Source organism: Mesorhizobium sp. B2-3-10, assembly GCF_006442275.1.
Lineage (GTDB): Bacteria > Pseudomonadota > Alphaproteobacteria > Rhizobiales > Rhizobiaceae > Mesorhizobium > Mesorhizobium australicum.
This window is the reverse complement of record NZ_VFVT01000001.1, coordinates 1090296-1106752: the sequence shown is the minus strand read 5'-3', so window position 1 is coordinate 1106752 and position 16457 is coordinate 1090296. Positions and strand designations below refer to the sequence as shown.

The window sequence follows — 16457 nt, the reverse complement described above, 5'->3', positions numbered from 1 at the left end:
AGCAGCTGACAGTTCTATGGCTGGAATCAATCCCTACTTGGGCTTGTCGCTCGGCGTCCATTTGAAGTGGTCGCCGTCTTTCTCGATCTGCCCAATACCGGGGAACGGAAAGTGCGGTGCGAAGATCATCTCGTGGTCCTTGGCCAGCGTGGCCAAGGTCCTGGCCCTGTTCTGCTCACCTTCCGGTTTGTCGCCGTCGAAGGCCACGGCCCAGTCCGGCTTGGCGAGCGAGATGATTGAGCTGTGCACCGTGTCGCCAATATCGAACAGCCGTTCTTTTCCGGACTTTATCTGATAGCCGACATGGCCGGGTGTGTGTCCCTTGAGCGCCACCGAGGTGATGCCAGGCGCGACCTCGGCGCCGGCCTTGAACGGTTTCACATGGTCGGCAATGACCTTGATGATATCGGCCGCATCCTTGTTGGACTTGGCAAAATCCCACTCCACGTCAGACATCCTTATCGTGGCGTTGGGAAAAGCCAGTTTGTCGTCCTTGACCAGCCCTCCAATGTGGTCGGGATGAGAATGGGTGATCAATATCTCGCTGACGTCAGCGGGTTTGATGCCGGCCTTGGCCAGGCTGTCCTGCAGCGCGCCGCCGACACCCGTGTCGATCAACACGACACTGGTCTTCGATTTGACCAGTAGGGCGTCGACGCTCAGCGTGATGGTATCGGTCGGCGCTCCCGCCGCCTTGAGCAGCTCGCCGACTTCCGCGGGGCTGTGATCGAGGCCGAAGGTCTTGCCGTCGTTGGGCTTGACGAACTGGGCGTCGTGCAGGGCGACGATGTCGAGTGTGCCAAGTTTGAATGACTTGGCATCCGGCTGCTGCGCCGGCATCTGCGCCATTGCCAGCCCGTGATGGAGCAGCATCAAGGTCGTTGTGGCCAACAGCCTGGTGGAATTGAACCTTGTCATGCGGGTATCCTCTGGCCGCGGAGGCGCGACCGTACCGGGAAGACAGCTGGTGCGGCGGACAATTCCGGGGTTGGCCGATCACAAATTCGCTAGGGATATAGGTCTCGGGCACGGTCCGGCAATGGCGACCCGTCGCCGATAGCCCCTTCCTGGGACGGCTCGGCAGGCTGGGCATGGCGCATAGCCCAGAGGGCCCTATTCGTCCGCGCTCAGTGTCGGCTCACTTCGCCTGGACCATCGGCGACGCCCACGCGATGACGGTAGACCATTTCCCAGCCCTTCCAGCCCGTGAACAGAAGAATGAGAACCACGATCAGCGAGAGGACCAGGCCGGTGGGTACCACCGCCGTCTCGCCATGGGCATAGCGAGAGTACCAGTTGTAGAGTTCGATCAGGACGACGAGCACATTGCCGCCGGCGTGGAGCCACGCGTCACGCAAATTGCGGATTTGAACATCGCCAAGGACATCGGTCAGCCCGGCAAGAGCTGCCAAGGCGGCCATTATCAGGCCCGCCCCAAGCAGCCAGAGACTGGCGGTCACCCATCCCGGATTGCCTGTTCGCCAGAAGATCAGGTCGCAAACGAAGGTGGCGACGAAGAAAGCGATCGGGAAGGGGATCAGCATGGGATGGATCGGGTGGCCGCCAATGCTTGCCGTGCTTTGCGGGTTGCGGGCCATGGTAATGCCTCCAAAGGCAGTCGCGCGCGACTGCGGTGCATCTCTGAAAGACAGTGTGACGTAAAACGCCGGCTGCAGCTGAATGTTCCACAACCCAAAGCGGCAGAGCTCCGAAGCGGAAAGGCGCGCGGGAACAAACCGGTCAGGTGGCGGAGCTGGTTGAGTGAAGTCGTGGGCGGATAGCTTGCCGCAATAGGCGCAAAGCAATCCGTGCTTACCCGCCATGGCGAATCATGGCGGGCTTGCTTCGGCTGTGATCGGGCCGGCTCAGCCGACCCGCACGACAAAATGCTTGGTCACCGGCTCGATGATCTTCCAGGTGCCCTTGAAATCGGCTTCCACCACGAAGGCGTCGCCGGGGCCGACCTCGACCGGCGTGCCGCCGTCGGGCGTGATGATGATGCGGCCGGCAATCATGTGCACGAACTCATAATCGGTGTAGGTCGCATGATAGGTGCCTGGCGACGCCCGCCAGGTTCCCGATATCACCTTGCCATCCGAAGTCGTGTGCTGGACGGCGGTCTGCATGGTCGGTTGGCCCTCGACCGCGATCCAGCCAGGCAGATCGCCAGCTTCCGCGTGCTCGACCGCGCCGAATTTCAGGATGGTCTTGTTCGTCATGCCGGGCTCCGTTTGCTTCATGTGTGCTGCGGGTCGGATAGCCGATGCACATGACGGGGGCAATGCCGTGCCATGCGAAACAGGCACGGCCGCACATTCGGGCTGACCGGCGCGAGCTGGAGTGGTTATGGCTTGTGCCGTGCCGAGACCAGCTCTGCCTTGCGTTGCGCCGTTTCCAGCCCAAGGCCGATGAAGGCACGCGCGTGCTTGGCGAGCGCCATGTTGTCGGTCCACAGATTGCGCCAGATCGCCGTCTTCTTCGACAGGTTCTCGTCGACAATCTCCGAGGAGAAGGATTCGAAGCTGAGATCGTCGGCATAGCCGATTGCGGTCAGCGCATCGAAAATCCCTGCGAAATCGATGTTGCCGGTGCCGAGGAAGCCGCGATGGCTCTCGCCGATATGGACATAGCCGATCTTGGCGGCGGCGTGGCGGATGGCGAGCCCGACATCGGCTTCCTCGATGTTCATGTGGAACGTGTCGAGATGCAGGAAGATGTTGTCCGACCCCGTGTCCTCGATGAAGGCCAACCCTTGCGCGGCGGTGTTGAGCAGGTTGCTTTCGAAGCGGTTGACGATTTCGAGGTTGAGCGTGACGCCGGCTGCCTTCGCCGTCTCGGCGACCTTTGCCAGCGTTGCCGCGCTGCGGTTCCATTGATCGCGTGTCGGTGCCTCGATCTGCAGGCCATGGCTGGTCGAAAGAATGCCGGCGACCTTGCTGCCGCCAAGGTCGCGCGTCAGCGCGACGGTGTCGCTGAGGATCTCGACGCCGCGCGCGGCGATCGCCTTGTCGGCGCTCGAAATATCGCCGTCACCAGGCAATCCGATGCTGATCGCGACGCCGAGACCAAGATCGGCGATGCGTTTGGCAAGCCCGTCAATATCGACATTGGCGGGGTCGAGATAAGAGAATTCGATCAGGTCGAAACCGGCCTCCCTGGTATTGGCCAGCGTGCGTTCGAGTTCGCCCTGCGCCGAGCTTGCCGACCAGACGAAGGAATGGATTCCGATGCGCGACATGATCGTCTCCGGTTAAAGCAATTCTCCGTCCGGAATTGCGTAAAACAAAGAGTTAAGCGGCGAGGAGAATGGTGCGGCCGGATCGCGCCGGCCGCACCGGCCTTGGGAGGCTTAGCGGGCCGCGGTCCAGCCCTTGTAGTCCTTCAGGTTCTCGGCCGTGATCAGCTTCGGGTCGAGCAGTACGGTGGCCTCGGCCGGCTTCTTGCCGGCGAGCAGGTCGGCCGCCATGGTGAGCGACTGGCCGGCCATCACATAGGGATCCTGCGAGGCCGAGGCCTTGATCATCGATTTGCCGGAAGAAAGTTCCTTCTCGATATCCGGCGCCCCGTCGACCGCGGTGAAGATGAACTCCGAACGGTTGAGCTGCTTGGCGGCGAGCTCCGCGCCGATCGCCGTCGGATCGTTGATTGCGAACACCGCGTCGATCTTGTCGAAACGGGTGAGCAGCGACTGGAACACTTTCAAGCCCCCGTCGCGGGAGCCTTCGGCGTTCTGGTCGTCAGACAGGATCTTGATGTCGGGATGCTGGGCAAGCACGTTCTTGCAGCCTTTCACCCGTTCCAGGATCGACGACGATGCCGGCCCGTTGAGGATGACGTAGTCGCCCTTGCCGCCGGTGTGGTCGACCAGGTATTGGCAGGCTTCCTCGCCGGCCTTGACGTTGTTGGTCATCACCGTGACGTCGGCACCGGGCGCCGAAACGTCGAAGGCCGCGACGATGATGCCGGCGGCCTGCGCCTTCTTCACCGCCGGAGCGATCGCCTTGGCGTCGACCGCGTTCAGCATGATCACGTCGACGCCGGCGGCGATGAAGGAATCGACCTGCGAGACCTGCTTGTTGAGGTCGTAGTCGGCCGATACCGACGTCACCTCGACCTTCGGATTGATCTTCCTGGCCGCGTCCTCGATGCCCTTGATGGTGGCGACGAAGAAGGGGTTGCCGAGCAGGCCGACCGAGATGCCGACCTTGTTGAGGTCCTTGGCCGATGCCGGCGCGATGACGACGGCCGCAAGGGCGGCGCCGCAGAGCAGTTTGGCGATGGTCTTCATTACGCTTACTTCCTCCTGATGCCCCGCGCCTCTCACGGTGCGTTACACAAGCCGGTCGTTGATGCCGGCGACTAGGTCACTCACGTTCTTGCTCCTGCCTGGAGCCGGTAGCGGTCGAGGGCGACCGCCACGATGATGACCAATCCCTTGATGATGTACTGCCAGATGTCAGAGACACCGGCCAAGATGAGGCCGTTGGAGAGCACCGCGATGATCAGGCCGCCGATCAGCGTGCCCCAGATCGAGCCGACGCCGCCGACGAAACTGGTGCCGCCGAGAATGACGGCGGCGATGGCGTCGAGTTCGTAGCTTTGCCCGAGCTGCAGGCCGTTGGCGGCGTAGAGCCTTGCCGCCGACATGGCGCCGCCAAGGCCGGCAAGCAGGCCGGAAACGCCATAGACGAAGAGCAGCACCAGCGGCACCTTGATGCCGGTCAGTCGAGCTGCCTCGGCATTGCCGCCGACGGCATAAATCCAGGTGCCGAGCACCGTGCGCTTCAGCACCAGCCAGGACAGCACCACCACCGACAGGGCGATGACGACGAGCCAGGGAATGCCGAGCACCGAGCCGTTGCCGATGAAGTCGAACGGCAGGTCGGAGTTGAACACCGTCGTGTCCTGCCCGAGCAGGCGGGCAATGCCGCGCACGGCTGTCAGCGAACCCAGCGTGACGATGAACGGCGGCAACCTGATATAGGCGATGAGCAGCCCGTTGATGAGCCCGAAGCCGAGCCCCGCCAGGATGGCCGCCGGCACGCCGAGCAGGCCCCAGTCCGGCACCAGCGACACCAGCACCGCCACCATCGCGGCCGCCGCGAGGATAGAGCCGACCGACAGGTCGATGCCGCCGGTCAGGATGACGAATGTCATGCCGGCGGCAAGCACGATGTTGATCGACGATTGCTGCGTGACGATGAGCAGGTTGGTGCCGGTGAGGAAGCGCGGGTTGATGAACTGGAAGCCGGCCGCCAGCAGCACCAGCACGGGCAGCATGCCAAGGGCGGCAAATGTGGTGCGCAGCCGCCGGCTCCTGACCGCCGCCTGATCCACACTCTTCGTCGCGGTCGTCCTGTCTGTCATCGCTGAGACGCTCCCGTCGCAAGTTCCATGATCGCTTCCTGACGAAGCGGCTCGCCTTCGGATGCCGTCACCTCGCCTGATATGGCGCCGTCGCGCATCACCAGCACGCGGTCGGCGACGCCGATCACCTCGGGCAATTCGCTTGATATCATCAGGATGGCGATGCCCCGGTTGGCGAGATTGTCGATCAGCCGATAGATTTCCGACTTGGCCCCGACATCGACGCCGCGGGTCGGCTCGTCGAGGATGACGACCTTCGGCTCGGTCTCCAGAAGGCGCGCGAGCAGCACCTTCTGCTGGTTGCCGCCCGACAGCGAGCCGGCATTGGCCTGCGCCGAGTTGGTGCGGATCGACAGGTCGGCGATGGCCTTTGCCGCACGCCTGTCGGCGGCCGTGAAATCGCGAAGGCCGCCGGCTCGCGCGTCCCTGACAAGTACGCCCATGCTGATGTTGTCCGAAATGGACATATCGAGGAACAGGCCGAGTTCCTTGCGGTCCTCGGTGAGGTAAGCGATGCCGGCATCGAGCGCCTCGCGCGGCGAGCCGATGGTTATGGGCTTGCCATCGAGCTCCATCGTGCCGGCGCTGCGTTTGTCGGCGCCGAAGATCAGCCGGGCAAGCTCCGTGCGGCCCGAGCCGACGAGGCCGGCCAATGCCAGCACCTCGCCGTGATGAAGATCGAACGAACAGTTCTTCAGCAGATGCGCGTCGGACATGCCGCGCACCGAGAGCGCGATGGCGCGTTTTCCGTCTGGAGGGCGATGATCCTTCTTGTAAAAGGCGGAAAGATCGCGGCCGACCATCATCGACACTAGGCGCGAGGCATTGAGGTCGGCGCGCTCGAGCGTACCGACATAGCCGCTGTCGCGCAGCACGCTGACGCGGTCGGCAAGTTGGTAGACCTCTTCCATGCGATGGCTGATGTAGATGATGGCGATGCCTTGCGCCTTCAGCGTCGCGATCACCTCGAAAAGGCGGTCGGTCTCGCGCGAGGTCAGCGATGTGGTCGGCTCGTCCATGACGATGATGCGCGCATTGGTCGACAGCGCCCGTGCGATCTCGACCAGTTGGCGCTCGCCGAGCGACAGGCCGGAGACCAGCGCACGCGCCGAGAACGAGACACCCAGCCGATCGACGATCTCGGTCGCGCGCCGGTTGCACTGGTCGCGGTCGACGATGCCGAAGCGGCGCGGTTCGTTGCCGAGGAAGATGTTCTGCGCCACCGTCAGGTTCGGCGCCAGCGACAGCTCCTGGTAGATCACCGCGATGCCGGCAGCACGCGCCTTGATCGGATCGCCGGTCGCGGCGGGCGCGCCATCGATCAGGATCTCGCCGCCGGGATCCGGCCGATAGGCGCCGGACAGCACCTTCATCAGCGTCGACTTGCCGGCGCCGTTCTCGCCCATCAGCGCATGCAGTTCGCCGGCGTGGACGCTGAGCGAGACGTCCTGCAGGGCACGGATCGCGCCGAAGGTCTTCGAGATGTGGCGCATCTCCAGCACCGGCTGGCGCGCCGCTAGCGTCCGCACCGCCGCGCTCATCGTGCACCACCCGCCGCCTTGGCGGCGGCACCATGCCCGGCAATGAGATCGCGCCAGGCGTCGCGATAGCCGGCAAGCCCGCCGAATCGCGTCGCCTGCACCGGCTCCGGCGGCTCGGCGGCGAAGTCGCGCCCCACGCTCTCGAAGGCGAGCGCGGCGGCACCCGTGGCGCTGCCTTCGAGCGAAGCACCTTGCAGGAAACCCTGGCCGGGACGCAGCTGCGCCAGCAGCCCGGCGAGCAAGCCGCCAGTGTTCAGCCCGCCATCGACGATGACAGTATTGTTGGAATGGATGAGGTCGAGGCAGAGATCGATCATCAGCGCCACATAGAGCAGCGCCACGGCAGCGCGTTCACCGGCATCGGGCGTGCGCCCGGCCAACCGGCCGGGGCGATCCGGCATCGGCCCGCCCGCCGCGAAGCTCGGCAGCGCCATGAGGCCGGCATCGATCGCCTGTTGGATCGAGCGATGCGGGATCGGGCCTTGCCAGCCGTCGCTGATGGCGGCGAATTCACGCCCGCCCATGAAGCGGATGGTCGGCACTGGGCCGCCGTCGACATCGACATTGACCAGCATGTCGCGCTCACGGTCGAGCGCTTCGAGCGGACAGTCGGGGTTGAGCACGACGACCCAGGTGCCGGTCGACACGACAGTCAGCGGGCCGAGCTCCTGGCGGCGATAGGCATGCAGCGCCGCATTGGAGTCGTGAACGCCGTTGTGGATGGCGACCGGGCGCCCGGCACCACCGAAGCGCTGCTCGCCGATGACGGCGCCGGCGCGTTCGAAAGCCGGCATCTGGCCACGCCAGCCCTCGGCGTCGACCAGCGAGGAGAAATCACGTTTGCGCGGTGCCCACAAATGCGAATGGCAGCCGAGATAGGAGACTTCGCAGACCGGCCGGCCGCCAAGGCGCCAGCTCCAGTACTGGGGATAGCCGAGGATCCATTTCGCCGCCGCGAACGCGTCGGGATCGACTTCCTGCAGCCATAGCATGTGACGGCCATAGTTGAAGCCGAGCGGCAGGCGGGGAGAGAACGTCTCGCCGAAATCGGGGATGCGGCGGTCGATCCGCGCCGCGATTTCGGCCGGTGGCTCCTGTTCGTAGTCGAGGATCGGATGGGTCAGCGCCTTGTCGTCGACAAGAGCGAAGGTACAGCCATGGCCCGACACCATCACCCCTTCGACACCATGGTTTTCGACCGCGTCGGCGACGGCACCGAACGCCCAGTTATGGAGGGCGGCCTCGTCGAGCACGCTGAAGCCGCCTTGGCGCGCCCATTTCGGTTGCGTCCGGCGCTCGTCGAGAATGCGTCCGTCCTGGCCGAAGACGAACAGCTTCGAATTGGTCTTGCCGAAGTCGAGAACTGCCACGTTCACGCGAGGGCTCCCGAGGTTGAAGCGATCCGCACCATGACGCCGGCGTCCTCCAGCATGCGCGCATCGGCATCGGAGAGCCCGTCATCGGTCACCAGCGTGCCGATGCGCGACAGCGGCAGCGCGACGTTGCGCGCGTGGATCGACAGCTTGCGGCTGTCGGCCAGCACCACGATCTGATCGGCGCACAGGCTGAGCTCGACGATGGACCGCACCAGCAGCGGATGCGATTCCAGCAGCCCTTCCTGGTTGAGCCCTTGCGTGCCGAGAAAGAATTTCGAAGCATAGAAGGACGTCGCCTGGGTCGGCGAATGGATGATGCCGGGTTCGCGGTGCAGATCGCCGCCGGCAACCGTCAGGCTGCAATGGCCATGGTCGCTGAGATAGGCCGCGAGCGGCATCGAATTGGTGTAGAGCCGGATGTTGCGGTCGGCGAGCTTGACGCCGAGATGGAAGCAGGTCGAGCCGCCATGGACGATGACCGCGTCGCCATCGCGCACCATGGTCGCGGCGACCGCCGCGATCTGCCGTTTGGCTTCGACGGCAAGGTCGCGGTTCTCGTCATAGGGCCGGGCATAGGCGACGCCCGCATGCGAGGCGCCATCGAGCGCCGAAATGCCGCCATAGACCTTGCGGGCCTCACCGGCCTCGTCGATCCGGTCGATATCGCGCCTGACCGTCGCCGCCGAAACGCCGAGCCGCTCCTGCAACTCGCGCACGGAGGCAAACGGGCGATCCCGCAGCAATTCGACGATCTGACGCTGGCGGCCGAGGTCGCTCAACCTTTCCTCCCTGACGCCATTTCTATGGCAATTGGTGCAACTTACTCAACATTAGTTGGATTGCAAGCCGCTTTTGACGATAGTAGATCACTATTGACGCAGATCACTCACATCTGCGATACCAACGCCAACACCGGTCCCGACGACGGGATTTTGTGCAAGCGTTGGAGAAAAGGGCCATGGCAACCCAAGCTGATGCACAGGAACTGGCTGCCTTGCGGGCGCTTTCGGCCAGCATCGGGCTGAACCCGCATATGACGCAGGCGGCGGGCGGAAACACCTCGCTGAAGGCCGGCGACACGCTGTGGATCAAGGCTTCGGGCACCTGGCTGAAGGACGCGCTCAGCGACGACATCATGGTGCCGGTGGCGATGGCGCCGCTGCTGGAGGCCGTCGACCGGCGCGACCCGGCCGCCGACAAGCCACAGGCTTTCGCCATCGAAGACCTCAATCCGCGTGGCCTGCGTCCGTCGATCGAGACCACGGTGCATGCCTTGATGCCGCAACGCGTGGTTCTGCACGTCCACTGCGTCGACACGATTTCGCTGGCCGTGCAAGCCGATGGCGAGGCCGAGGTCGCCAAGCGGCTGGGCGGCATCGAATGGGCCTGGGTGCCCTATTTCCGGCCGGGCCTGCCGCTCGCCCGTGGCATTGCCGAGAGATTGCGACCCGGCGTCGACGTACTGATCCTTGGCAATCACGGACTGGTGGTCGCCGCGGAAACCGTCCCCGACGCACAGGCCTTGCTGCACCGCGTCCGGTCGCTGCTGGCGCGGCCGGCGCGCGCGACCGCCGCACCCGACATCGCCGCCCTGACGACGCTAGCCGGCGACTACCGGTTACCGGCGGATATCGAAGCGCATGCTGTCGCGATCGATGCGGAAAGCCTGCACATGGCCGAGGCCGGCAGCCTCTATCCGGACCATGTCATATTCCTTGGCCAGGGCTCGGTCCTGGCGAGGCCGGGCGAGGACGTGGCCGGCGTCGTCGCGCGGCTCGGCGCGGCGCCACCGGCGATCCTGTTTCCCGGCGCCGGCGTGCTGATGCGCGGCGACGCCAGCGCCGGTGCCGACGCCATGCAGCGTTGCCTGGCCGACGTGACCGCGCGCGTCGATGGCAAGGCGCGGCTGAACTATCTCACGGCCGCCGAGAATGACGAACTGGTCAACTGGGACGCCGAGCAGTATCGCCAGAAGCTCAACGCCGCCGGCACGGCCTGACAAGGAACGGACGACATGACGCCACTTGTCGTCGGCATCGACATCGGCACCTCCGGCGCCCGCGCGGTCGCCATGCGCCAGGATTTTTCCATTGCCGCCCAATCCGCCGTGCCTCTCGACAGGTTCGGCCCGAACCCCCGCGATCCCCGCACATGGTGGCAAGCGGTCCAGGCGGCGCTGGCCGGGCTGCTTTCAAGCATAGACCGTGCCACGGTCCGCGCCATCGCCGTCGACGGCACATCGGGCACGCTGCTGCCGGTCGACACTGATGGGCGGCCCCTGGCCGAGCCGCTGATGTACAACGACAAGGTCGATGACGGAGACATCCTGGCCATCGTCGCCCGCGAGGCGCCGGAAACGAGCGCCGCCCACGGGCCGACTTCAGGCCTCGCCAAGGCGCTCCGATTCCAGCGTCTGCCCGGCATGGCGGCCGTGCTCCACCAGGCCGACTGGATCGCCGGCAACCTGTCCGGACGCTTCGACGTCAGCGACGAGAACAATGCGCTCAAGACCGGCTATGACGTCGAGGCTCGCCGCTGGCCGGATTGGATCGCGGCCACCGGCATGCGCATGAATTTACTGCCTGATGTCGTCGAGCCGGGCGAGGTCAGCGGCACGCTTACCACGGCCGCCGCCGCGCTTTTCGGCTTGCCGCGCGATGTGGTTGTGGTTGCCGGCACCACGGACGGCTGCGCCTCATTCCTGGCGACGGGCGCTACGGCAGCCGGCGACGGCGTCACCGCATTGGGTTCCTCGCTGACCATCAAGATCCTGTCCGACCGGCCGATCTCGGCGCCGCGCTTCGGCATCTACAGCCATCGTCTTGGCGACACCTGGCTGGCCGGCGGCGCATCGAATTCCGGTGGCAAGGTGCTGGCGCGGCATTTTCCGCTCGCGCGGATCATCGAGCTCAGCACCATGATCGACCCCGCGACCGAGACCGGCCTCGACTATTATCCGCTCGCCACATCGGGCGAACGCTTCCCGATCGCCGATCCGGCGCTCCCCCCGCGCCTCGTCCCGCGCCCGGCGGATGATGCCGACTATCTCAAGGCGATGTTCGAAGGCATGGCCGCGATCGAAGCGCTCGGCTATCGCCGGCTTGGCGAGCTCGGCGCGCCGGCGCTGACTTCGGTGCGCAGCGTCGGCGGCGGCGCGGCAAATCCGGCGTGGAGCGCGATCCGGCAGCGTAAGCTCGGCGTTGCGTTCTTGCCGGCTTTGTCGGACGAGGCCGCTGCCGGAGCGGCGCGCCTGGCGTTGAAGGGTGCGAACGAGGCGGGGCTGCTATGAGCGGGAAACTGGCTGAACGCCTCGACGGCATCGGACCGCTGGAGGAGCGCTACCAGGTCTTCCTGGTCGACCAGTTCGGCGTGCTGCATGACGGCTCGGCCCCCTATCCCGGTGCGGTGGTGGCCTTGGCGGCACTGAAGCGCGCCGGAAAGACCGTGGTGCTGGTCTCCAACTCCGGCAGGCGCGCCAAGCCCAACGAAGACCGTTTGCTGAGGCTCGGCTTCGAGCCCGGAAGCTGGGATCATTTCGTTTCCTCCGGCGAGGTGGCGTGGCGATCCTTCCACGAAATGGCGGCGACCGGAGCGTTGCGCCCCGGCACGAACTGCCTGTTGATCAGCCGCGATAATGACCGCACAGCGATCGAGGGCCTGCCTTTTGTATTGACCGGAACCGGCGATACCGCCAACCTGGTACTGATCGCGGCCAGCGAGGGCGACCGCTACGACCTCGAGCATTATCGCCGCTTGCTGGCCCCGGCGGCGGCGCGAAAAGTGCCATGCTTCTGCACCAATCCCGACAAGATCATGCTGACGGCGGTCGGGCCCCGCTTCGGCGCCGGCGAGATCGCCGATCTTTACGAGAGCCTGGGCGGCAGCGTCACCCGCATCGGCAAGCCCGGCCCGGCGATCTTCGAAGCGGCGCTCGCGCTCGCCGGCGAACCAAAGCGCGGCAGCGTGGTCTGCGTCGGCGACAGCGTCGAACACGATATTGCAGGCGGCAATGGCGTCGGCATCGCGACGGCACTGGTGATGGGTGGGATATTGGCCGACACGCCTGACCTCGCCGCTGTCTTCGATGAGCATAAGGCCTGGCCGGACTATACGATGGGGTCCTTCAGCTTTCGCTGACCGCCGCCAGAATCCGCCTTGCACTCTCCTCGTCGGTGATCAGGATTGTGGGCGCAATCAGGTTCATTGCGCCGAGCAGGGCGTCGGTCTTCTCCGCGCCGCCGGAGGTCAGAATGCGGATTGGCGCCTTGCGCAGCCGGTCGACATCCACCGACATCACATGGTTGTTGACGGGATGATCGACCAGATCGCCATTGCGGTCGTAGAAGTGGAACAGGAGGTCCCCGACGGCGCCGCGCGCCAGCAGCGCCTCCCGGTCCGCTTCCCTGAGGAAGCCGCCGCGCGAGAAGGTGGTGGCCGAAGCGATCCCGCCGACACTCAGCAGAACGGCGTCGAGCGCGTCGGCCATTTCAAAAACCTCCTGCAGGCCGCAGCGTTCGATCAGCGCGATCTTGGTCTCGACGCTGTCGACGACGGCTGGCGTCGGCATCAGATAGCCGTCGCCCTGGAAGATCTGGGCGAAGCGCCAGGCGAACTCGGCCGGGTTGACCCGGCGCGCGACGCCGACGCCGCCAAGCAGCGAAATCACCTTGAAATCGGTCAGCGATTTGGCGCTGATGAACGGCAATGTGTGGAACAGCGTATTGCCCCAGCCGACACCGACCTGCATGCCGGATTTCATAGCGTCGGACAGGAACATGCCGGTCTTGGCGGCTATTGCCGGGATCGGATCGGCACTGGCCGCCGTCAGCGGCGCCACCAGCGCCTGCTGGAGGCCGAAGGTCTTTTCCAGCGCGCGCTCCAGCCGCACGATCTCTAGAAGCTCGCTCTCGATGGTGATCTTGACCTCGTTGCGCGACCGCGCCTCCGCCAGCATGCGCACGATGGTGACGCGGCCGACGCCGAGCACATCGGCGATCTCGTTCTGCGTCATCTGCTCGACGAAATACATCCAGGCGGCGCGGATCCTGAGGCGGTCCGTGCGGCTCTCGCTGACGATCTGCTCGGTCGCTTCCGCTCCTGCCCGCCTTTCGTCGGTCCGCCTTTCCTCGGGCCGTCTTTCCACGATTTGTCGTCCCCTGGCCAATCATCCCTCCCCCGCGGCGGACGAGTGCGCCGTCGCCGATTCTGCATGCTGGTCTAGTATCGCCTATTGATCTACCAATCGATAGGAACAATGTAGAGTCGGTGGTGCCCGTCGCAGGTGGCGCCGCACGGCACATTCGAGGCTAACCGCGATGCTCCGACAAATCTCCGAAGATGTCCGCGTCAACCTCAAGGACCGGCTGCGGGAAGTCCGCGACATCATCCGCCAGAGCCGCCATGACGGCGCCAGCGAGGCCAGCCTGCTGCGCGAAGCAACCAGCCATCTGCCGCCATTTCCGGGCAAAGGCATCGAAGGCCTGCTCAGCCATGCCGCGAGTGCCGTCGACGAAGCGCTGTCGATCGCCGAATCCTTCGTTCCGCACGAGCGCCCGATAAGAGTGGACGGAACGACCGTAAAAGGCCTCGCCACCTATTTCCCGGCCGGTGACGAAGACCAGCAATTGAGCGCCGAGCGCCTGTTCCGGCGCGACATGTACTATCTGACCAAGGCAGTGCTTGCCGGGCTGAAGATCGACCACGCCCGTATCCATGAAGCCGGTTTCGCCGCCGTCCACGCGGCCATGCGCAAGCGCCATGGCGAATTGTTGGCTGCGCTGGCCGCGCCGGGTGCCGGACTGCAGGCCATCGCGGCCATCTGCGCGGCACTGCTGGTCGAGTTGCTCAACCAGCGTCCGGTCCGCTTTGGCGAAGCCGCGCCGGAAACGAGCGCTGCCGGCGGCCAGGCGCTCGACGTAAGCTGCCTGGCGCCGGTCGTCCTGGCCTGCGGCCTGGCGACCACCGGTCGTGACGGCGCGCCGGAGCCCGACATGCTGGAAATCGCGATTCTGGCGGCCGACATACGTCATGAGCGCATTGCCCAAGCCTGCGCCAAGGCGAGCCCGGTCGATGAATTGGCACCTGTGTTCGCCACCTTGCTTGCGCATCTGCCGTAAGCTCCAGCGGCGATTGCGGGAACTACTCCCCGGCTGCCATCGCCGTGATCGTCTTCTTGGCGCGCTGGATCGAGGCCGGGCTCATCGACAGCTCGGTCAGGCCCATCTCCAGGAAGGCCGGAATGAGATCCGGCCGGCCCGCCGCTTCGCCGCACATGCCGACCATGATGCCGGCGGCGACGCCGGCCTTGGCCGTCAGCCCGATCGCCGACATGACCGCCGGATTGGTGACGTCGTTGAGCTTCGCAACGGTCGGGTTGAGCCGATCGGCCGCCATGATGTACTGGGTCAGGTCGTTGGTGCCGATCGAGAAGAAAGCTACTTCCTTGGCCAGTGCCGGGGCGATCAGCACGGCGGCCGGGGTTTCGATCATCACGCCGAGATCGAACGTCGCATGCGGCACGCCTTCGGCCTTGAGTTCGGCGGCGCATTCGGCGACAAGAACGCGCGTCTGCCGCACCTCGCCAAGATCGGAGACCATCGGCAGCATCACCTTGATGTTGCCGTGCACGGCGGCCCTCAGCAGCGCCCTGAGCTGGCGCTTGAAGATATCGGGCCGGTCGAGGCACATGCGGATGCCGCGCCAACCGAGGAAGGGGTTCTCCTCGTCGGGGAACTCGATGCCGGCGATCGGCTTGTCGCCGCCGATGTCGAGCGTGCGCACGATGACCGGATAGGGTGCGAAGGCCTTGGCCAGCGCCGCATAGGTCTCGGCCTGCATGTCCTCCGACGGAAGGTGCATATGGCGCATGAACAGGAGCTCGGTGCGGAACAGGCCGACACCCATGGCGCCGGCCTCTTGCGCTGCCTCGATCTCTTCCAGCGAGCCGATATTGGCCGCGACCTCGATGACCCTGCCGTCCGCCAGCTTCGGCGTCACCGTCTTGAAAGCCGCCAGGCCGGCACGCTCCTTCGCCGCCGCTTCGACACGACCGGCGAAATCGGCGCGCGTCGCCGCGTCGGGGTCGATGATCACCTGACCGCTGTTGCCGTCGAGCGCCACCTCTTGCGCCGTGCGCAAGAGGTGGATCCGGCCGCCAAGGCCGAGCACCGCCGGAATGCCATGCGAGCGGGCGATGATGGCGATGTGCGAGGTGGCGCCGCCATGGCCGCACACCACGCCGCCGATGCGTTTCAGCGGCGCCCGCGCCAGATCCCAGGCCCCGATATCATCGGCGATCAGGATCGCACCTTGCGGGATGTTCTCGAGGCTGACGTCGTCCTGGCCAAGCAGCACTAGGCTGATCTGCCGTCCGACCGCATGGACATCGTCCGCCCGCGCATTGAGATAATGATCGTCGACGGCGCTGAAATCGGCGGCGATGGTGGAGGCGGCGGTAATCGTGGCCGAGACCGCGTCGTTGCCGCCCTTGATTGCCTTCTCGGCCTCGCCGGTCAGGCTGTCGTCGGCGGCGATATCTCTCAGCGCCGCGACGATGCCGCGGTCACCGGCCGACAGACCATCCTGTGCCAAAGCCCGGTCCATGCGGGCCTGGACGGCGGCGACGGCGGCGCGAAACCTGTCGATCTCGCCGGCGATCTCATCGGCCTGCAGCATGCGGCCCTGCCCGGCGATGTCAGGCGGGAAATGTGCAAAAGCCGGCCCGATGCCGACGCCCTCGCTTGCGGCGACACCGCGCAAACCACTGCTTGCTTGGCCTGATGCAGCCGGCTCGGACCGGGGCGCTGGCGCGGGCGCCGCTTCCTTGCCCTGGTCACTGGCTGGAGCGTGGGAGTCTTCGTCGTCGAGACCCGCCTTGGGGTTTTCGAGGTAGCCGATCAGCGCCTCGATCGCCTCGATGGCGTCGGCGCCGTTCGCCCGCACGGTGACTTCCTGGTTTTCCTTGACCGCCAGCAGCATCAGCTTGACCGAACTCTTGGCACTGACCGCCTTGCCGTCCTTGACCAGTTCGACGTCGGATTCGAAAGCCTTGGCGAGCTTGACGAAGCGCGTGGCGGGACGGGCGTGCAAACCTTCATGCACTCTGACGATGGTCGAGCGTTCCATGGCAAATACTCTGCTTTTTTGGGCGCCAAAGCCAGACTGGCTGGGCGCG

15 protein-coding genes are annotated in these 16457 nt (G+C 65.4%); 4 read left to right on the top strand and 11 right to left on the bottom strand.

Going from position 1 to position 16457, the window contains the following annotated elements; genetic code table 11:
- Positions 1 to 33 precede the first annotated feature (33 nt).
- From FJ943_RS05600 to FJ943_RS05560, 9 genes are all read right to left on the bottom strand, one after another.
- The gene (locus tag FJ943_RS05600; protein ID WP_140720184.1) at positions 34 to 918 is read right to left on the bottom strand and encodes an MBL fold metallo-hydrolase; all 885 of its coding nucleotides are present in this window, start codon (positions 916 to 918) and stop codon (positions 34 to 36) included.
- 209 nt (positions 919 to 1127) lie between these two features.
- The gene (locus FJ943_RS05595; RefSeq protein WP_140720388.1) at positions 1128 to 1598 is read right to left on the bottom strand and encodes a DUF2231 domain-containing protein; all 471 of its coding nucleotides are present in this window, start codon (positions 1596 to 1598) and stop codon (positions 1128 to 1130) included.
- 267 nt (positions 1599 to 1865) lie between these two features.
- On the bottom strand, positions 1866 to 2219 hold the full coding sequence (locus FJ943_RS05590) for a cupin domain-containing protein (RefSeq protein WP_015315483.1): 354 nt from the start codon (positions 2217 to 2219) through the stop codon (positions 1866 to 1868).
- Positions 2220 to 2344: 125 nt separating this feature from the next.
- Positions 2345 to 3238: a sugar phosphate isomerase/epimerase gene (locus FJ943_RS05585; protein ID WP_140712809.1), complete on the bottom strand. Its 894-nt coding sequence runs from the start codon at positions 3236 to 3238 to the stop codon at positions 2345 to 2347.
- A gap of 111 nt (positions 3239 to 3349) precedes the next feature.
- The gene (locus FJ943_RS05580) at positions 3350 to 4288 is read right to left on the bottom strand and encodes an ABC transporter substrate-binding protein (RefSeq protein WP_140720182.1); all 939 of its coding nucleotides are present in this window, start codon (positions 4286 to 4288) and stop codon (positions 3350 to 3352) included.
- An 80-nt stretch (positions 4289 to 4368) separates the two neighbouring features.
- Positions 4369 to 5367: a ribose ABC transporter permease gene (locus tag FJ943_RS05575; RefSeq protein WP_140720180.1), complete on the bottom strand. Its 999-nt coding sequence runs from the start codon at positions 5365 to 5367 to the stop codon at positions 4369 to 4371.
- Positions 5364 to 6908 (bottom strand): sugar ABC transporter ATP-binding protein, encoded by a 1545-nt coding sequence (locus tag FJ943_RS05570; RefSeq protein WP_140720178.1) that lies wholly within the window; start codon positions 6906 to 6908, stop codon positions 5364 to 5366. The genes FJ943_RS05575 and FJ943_RS05570 overlap by 4 nt, the downstream gene beginning before the upstream one ends.
- The gene (locus FJ943_RS05565) at positions 6905 to 8284 is read right to left on the bottom strand and encodes an FGGY-family carbohydrate kinase (protein ID WP_140720176.1); all 1380 of its coding nucleotides are present in this window, start codon (positions 8282 to 8284) and stop codon (positions 6905 to 6907) included. Before FJ943_RS05565 ends, FJ943_RS05570 begins: the two co-directional genes overlap by 4 nt.
- The gene (locus FJ943_RS05560) at positions 8281 to 9063 is read right to left on the bottom strand and encodes a DeoR/GlpR family DNA-binding transcription regulator (RefSeq protein WP_015315477.1); all 783 of its coding nucleotides are present in this window, start codon (positions 9061 to 9063) and stop codon (positions 8281 to 8283) included. The genes FJ943_RS05565 and FJ943_RS05560 overlap by 4 nt, the downstream gene beginning before the upstream one ends.
- A 179-nt stretch (positions 9064 to 9242) precedes the next feature.
- Between FJ943_RS05560 and FJ943_RS05555 the strand changes: the two genes are divergently transcribed.
- Genes FJ943_RS05555 through FJ943_RS05545 form a run of 3 tightly spaced genes read left to right on the top strand, consistent with a single transcriptional unit; the run spans position 9243 to position 12421 of the window.
- The gene (locus tag FJ943_RS05555; protein WP_015315476.1) at positions 9243 to 10283 is read left to right on the top strand and encodes a class II aldolase/adducin family protein; all 1041 of its coding nucleotides are present in this window, start codon (positions 9243 to 9245) and stop codon (positions 10281 to 10283) included.
- Between the two features lie 15 nt (positions 10284 to 10298).
- Positions 10299 to 11573, top strand: a complete 1275-nt coding sequence (locus FJ943_RS05550) for an FGGY-family carbohydrate kinase (RefSeq protein WP_140662897.1) — start codon at positions 10299 to 10301, stop codon at positions 11571 to 11573.
- Positions 11570 to 12421, top strand: coding sequence for a TIGR01459 family HAD-type hydrolase (locus FJ943_RS05545; RefSeq protein ID WP_015315474.1), 852 nt, complete (start codon positions 11570 to 11572; stop codon positions 12419 to 12421). The genes FJ943_RS05550 and FJ943_RS05545 overlap by 4 nt, the downstream gene beginning before the upstream one ends.
- Here the strand turns inward: FJ943_RS05545 and FJ943_RS05540 are convergent.
- Positions 12408 to 13427 (bottom strand): sugar-binding transcriptional regulator, encoded by a 1020-nt coding sequence (locus FJ943_RS05540; RefSeq protein WP_051041246.1) that lies wholly within the window; start codon positions 13425 to 13427, stop codon positions 12408 to 12410. The two genes, FJ943_RS05545 and FJ943_RS05540, sit on opposite strands and share 14 nt — an antisense overlap.
- 172 nt (positions 13428 to 13599) lie before the next feature.
- Between FJ943_RS05540 and FJ943_RS05535 the strand changes: the two genes are divergently transcribed.
- On the top strand, positions 13600 to 14400 hold the full coding sequence (locus tag FJ943_RS05535) for a hypothetical protein (RefSeq protein WP_015315472.1): 801 nt from the start codon (positions 13600 to 13602) through the stop codon (positions 14398 to 14400).
- Between the two features lie 22 nt (positions 14401 to 14422).
- On the opposite strand, the gene ptsP is transcribed toward FJ943_RS05535, so the two are convergent.
- Positions 14423 to 16408, bottom strand: coding sequence for a phosphoenolpyruvate--protein phosphotransferase (gene ptsP / locus FJ943_RS05530; RefSeq protein ID WP_140720174.1), 1986 nt, complete (start codon positions 16406 to 16408; stop codon positions 14423 to 14425).
- Positions 16409 to 16457 lie beyond the last annotated feature (49 nt).

Excerpts from the sequence above, each read along its gene's own strand:
- FJ943_RS05595 (WP_140720388.1), bottom strand. The coding sequence starts at position 1,598 with ATGGCCCGCAACCCGCAAAGCACGGCAAGCATTGGCGGCCACCCGATC.
- FJ943_RS05580 (WP_140720182.1), bottom strand. The coding sequence starts at position 4,288 with ATGAAGACCATCGCCAAACTGCTCTGCGGCGCCGCCCTTGCGGCCGTC.
- FJ943_RS05555 (WP_015315476.1), top strand. The coding sequence starts at position 9,243 with ATGGCAACCCAAGCTGATGCACAGGAACTGGCTGCCTTGCGGGCGCTT.
- FJ943_RS05575 (WP_140720180.1), bottom strand. The coding sequence starts at position 5,367 with ATGACAGACAGGACGACCGCGACGAAGAGTGTGGATCAGGCGGCGGTC.
- FJ943_RS05585 (WP_140712809.1), bottom strand. The coding sequence starts at position 3,238 with ATGTCGCGCATCGGAATCCATTCCTTCGTCTGGTCGGCAAGCTCGGCG.
- FJ943_RS05600 (WP_140720184.1), bottom strand. The coding sequence starts at position 918 with ATGACAAGGTTCAATTCCACCAGGCTGTTGGCCACAACGACCTTGATG.
- ptsP (WP_140720174.1), bottom strand. The coding sequence starts at position 16,408 with ATGGAACGCTCGACCATCGTCAGAGTGCATGAAGGTTTGCACGCCCGT.
- FJ943_RS05570 (WP_140720178.1), bottom strand. The coding sequence starts at position 6,908 with ATGAGCGCGGCGGTGCGGACGCTAGCGGCGCGCCAGCCGGTGCTGGAG.
- FJ943_RS05535 (WP_015315472.1), top strand. The coding sequence starts at position 13,600 with ATGCTCCGACAAATCTCCGAAGATGTCCGCGTCAACCTCAAGGACCGG.
- FJ943_RS05590 (WP_015315483.1), bottom strand. The coding sequence starts at position 2,219 with ATGACGAACAAGACCATCCTGAAATTCGGCGCGGTCGAGCACGCGGAA.
- FJ943_RS05550 (WP_140662897.1), top strand. The coding sequence starts at position 10,299 with ATGACGCCACTTGTCGTCGGCATCGACATCGGCACCTCCGGCGCCCGC.
- FJ943_RS05545 (WP_015315474.1), top strand. The coding sequence starts at position 11,570 with ATGAGCGGGAAACTGGCTGAACGCCTCGACGGCATCGGACCGCTGGAG.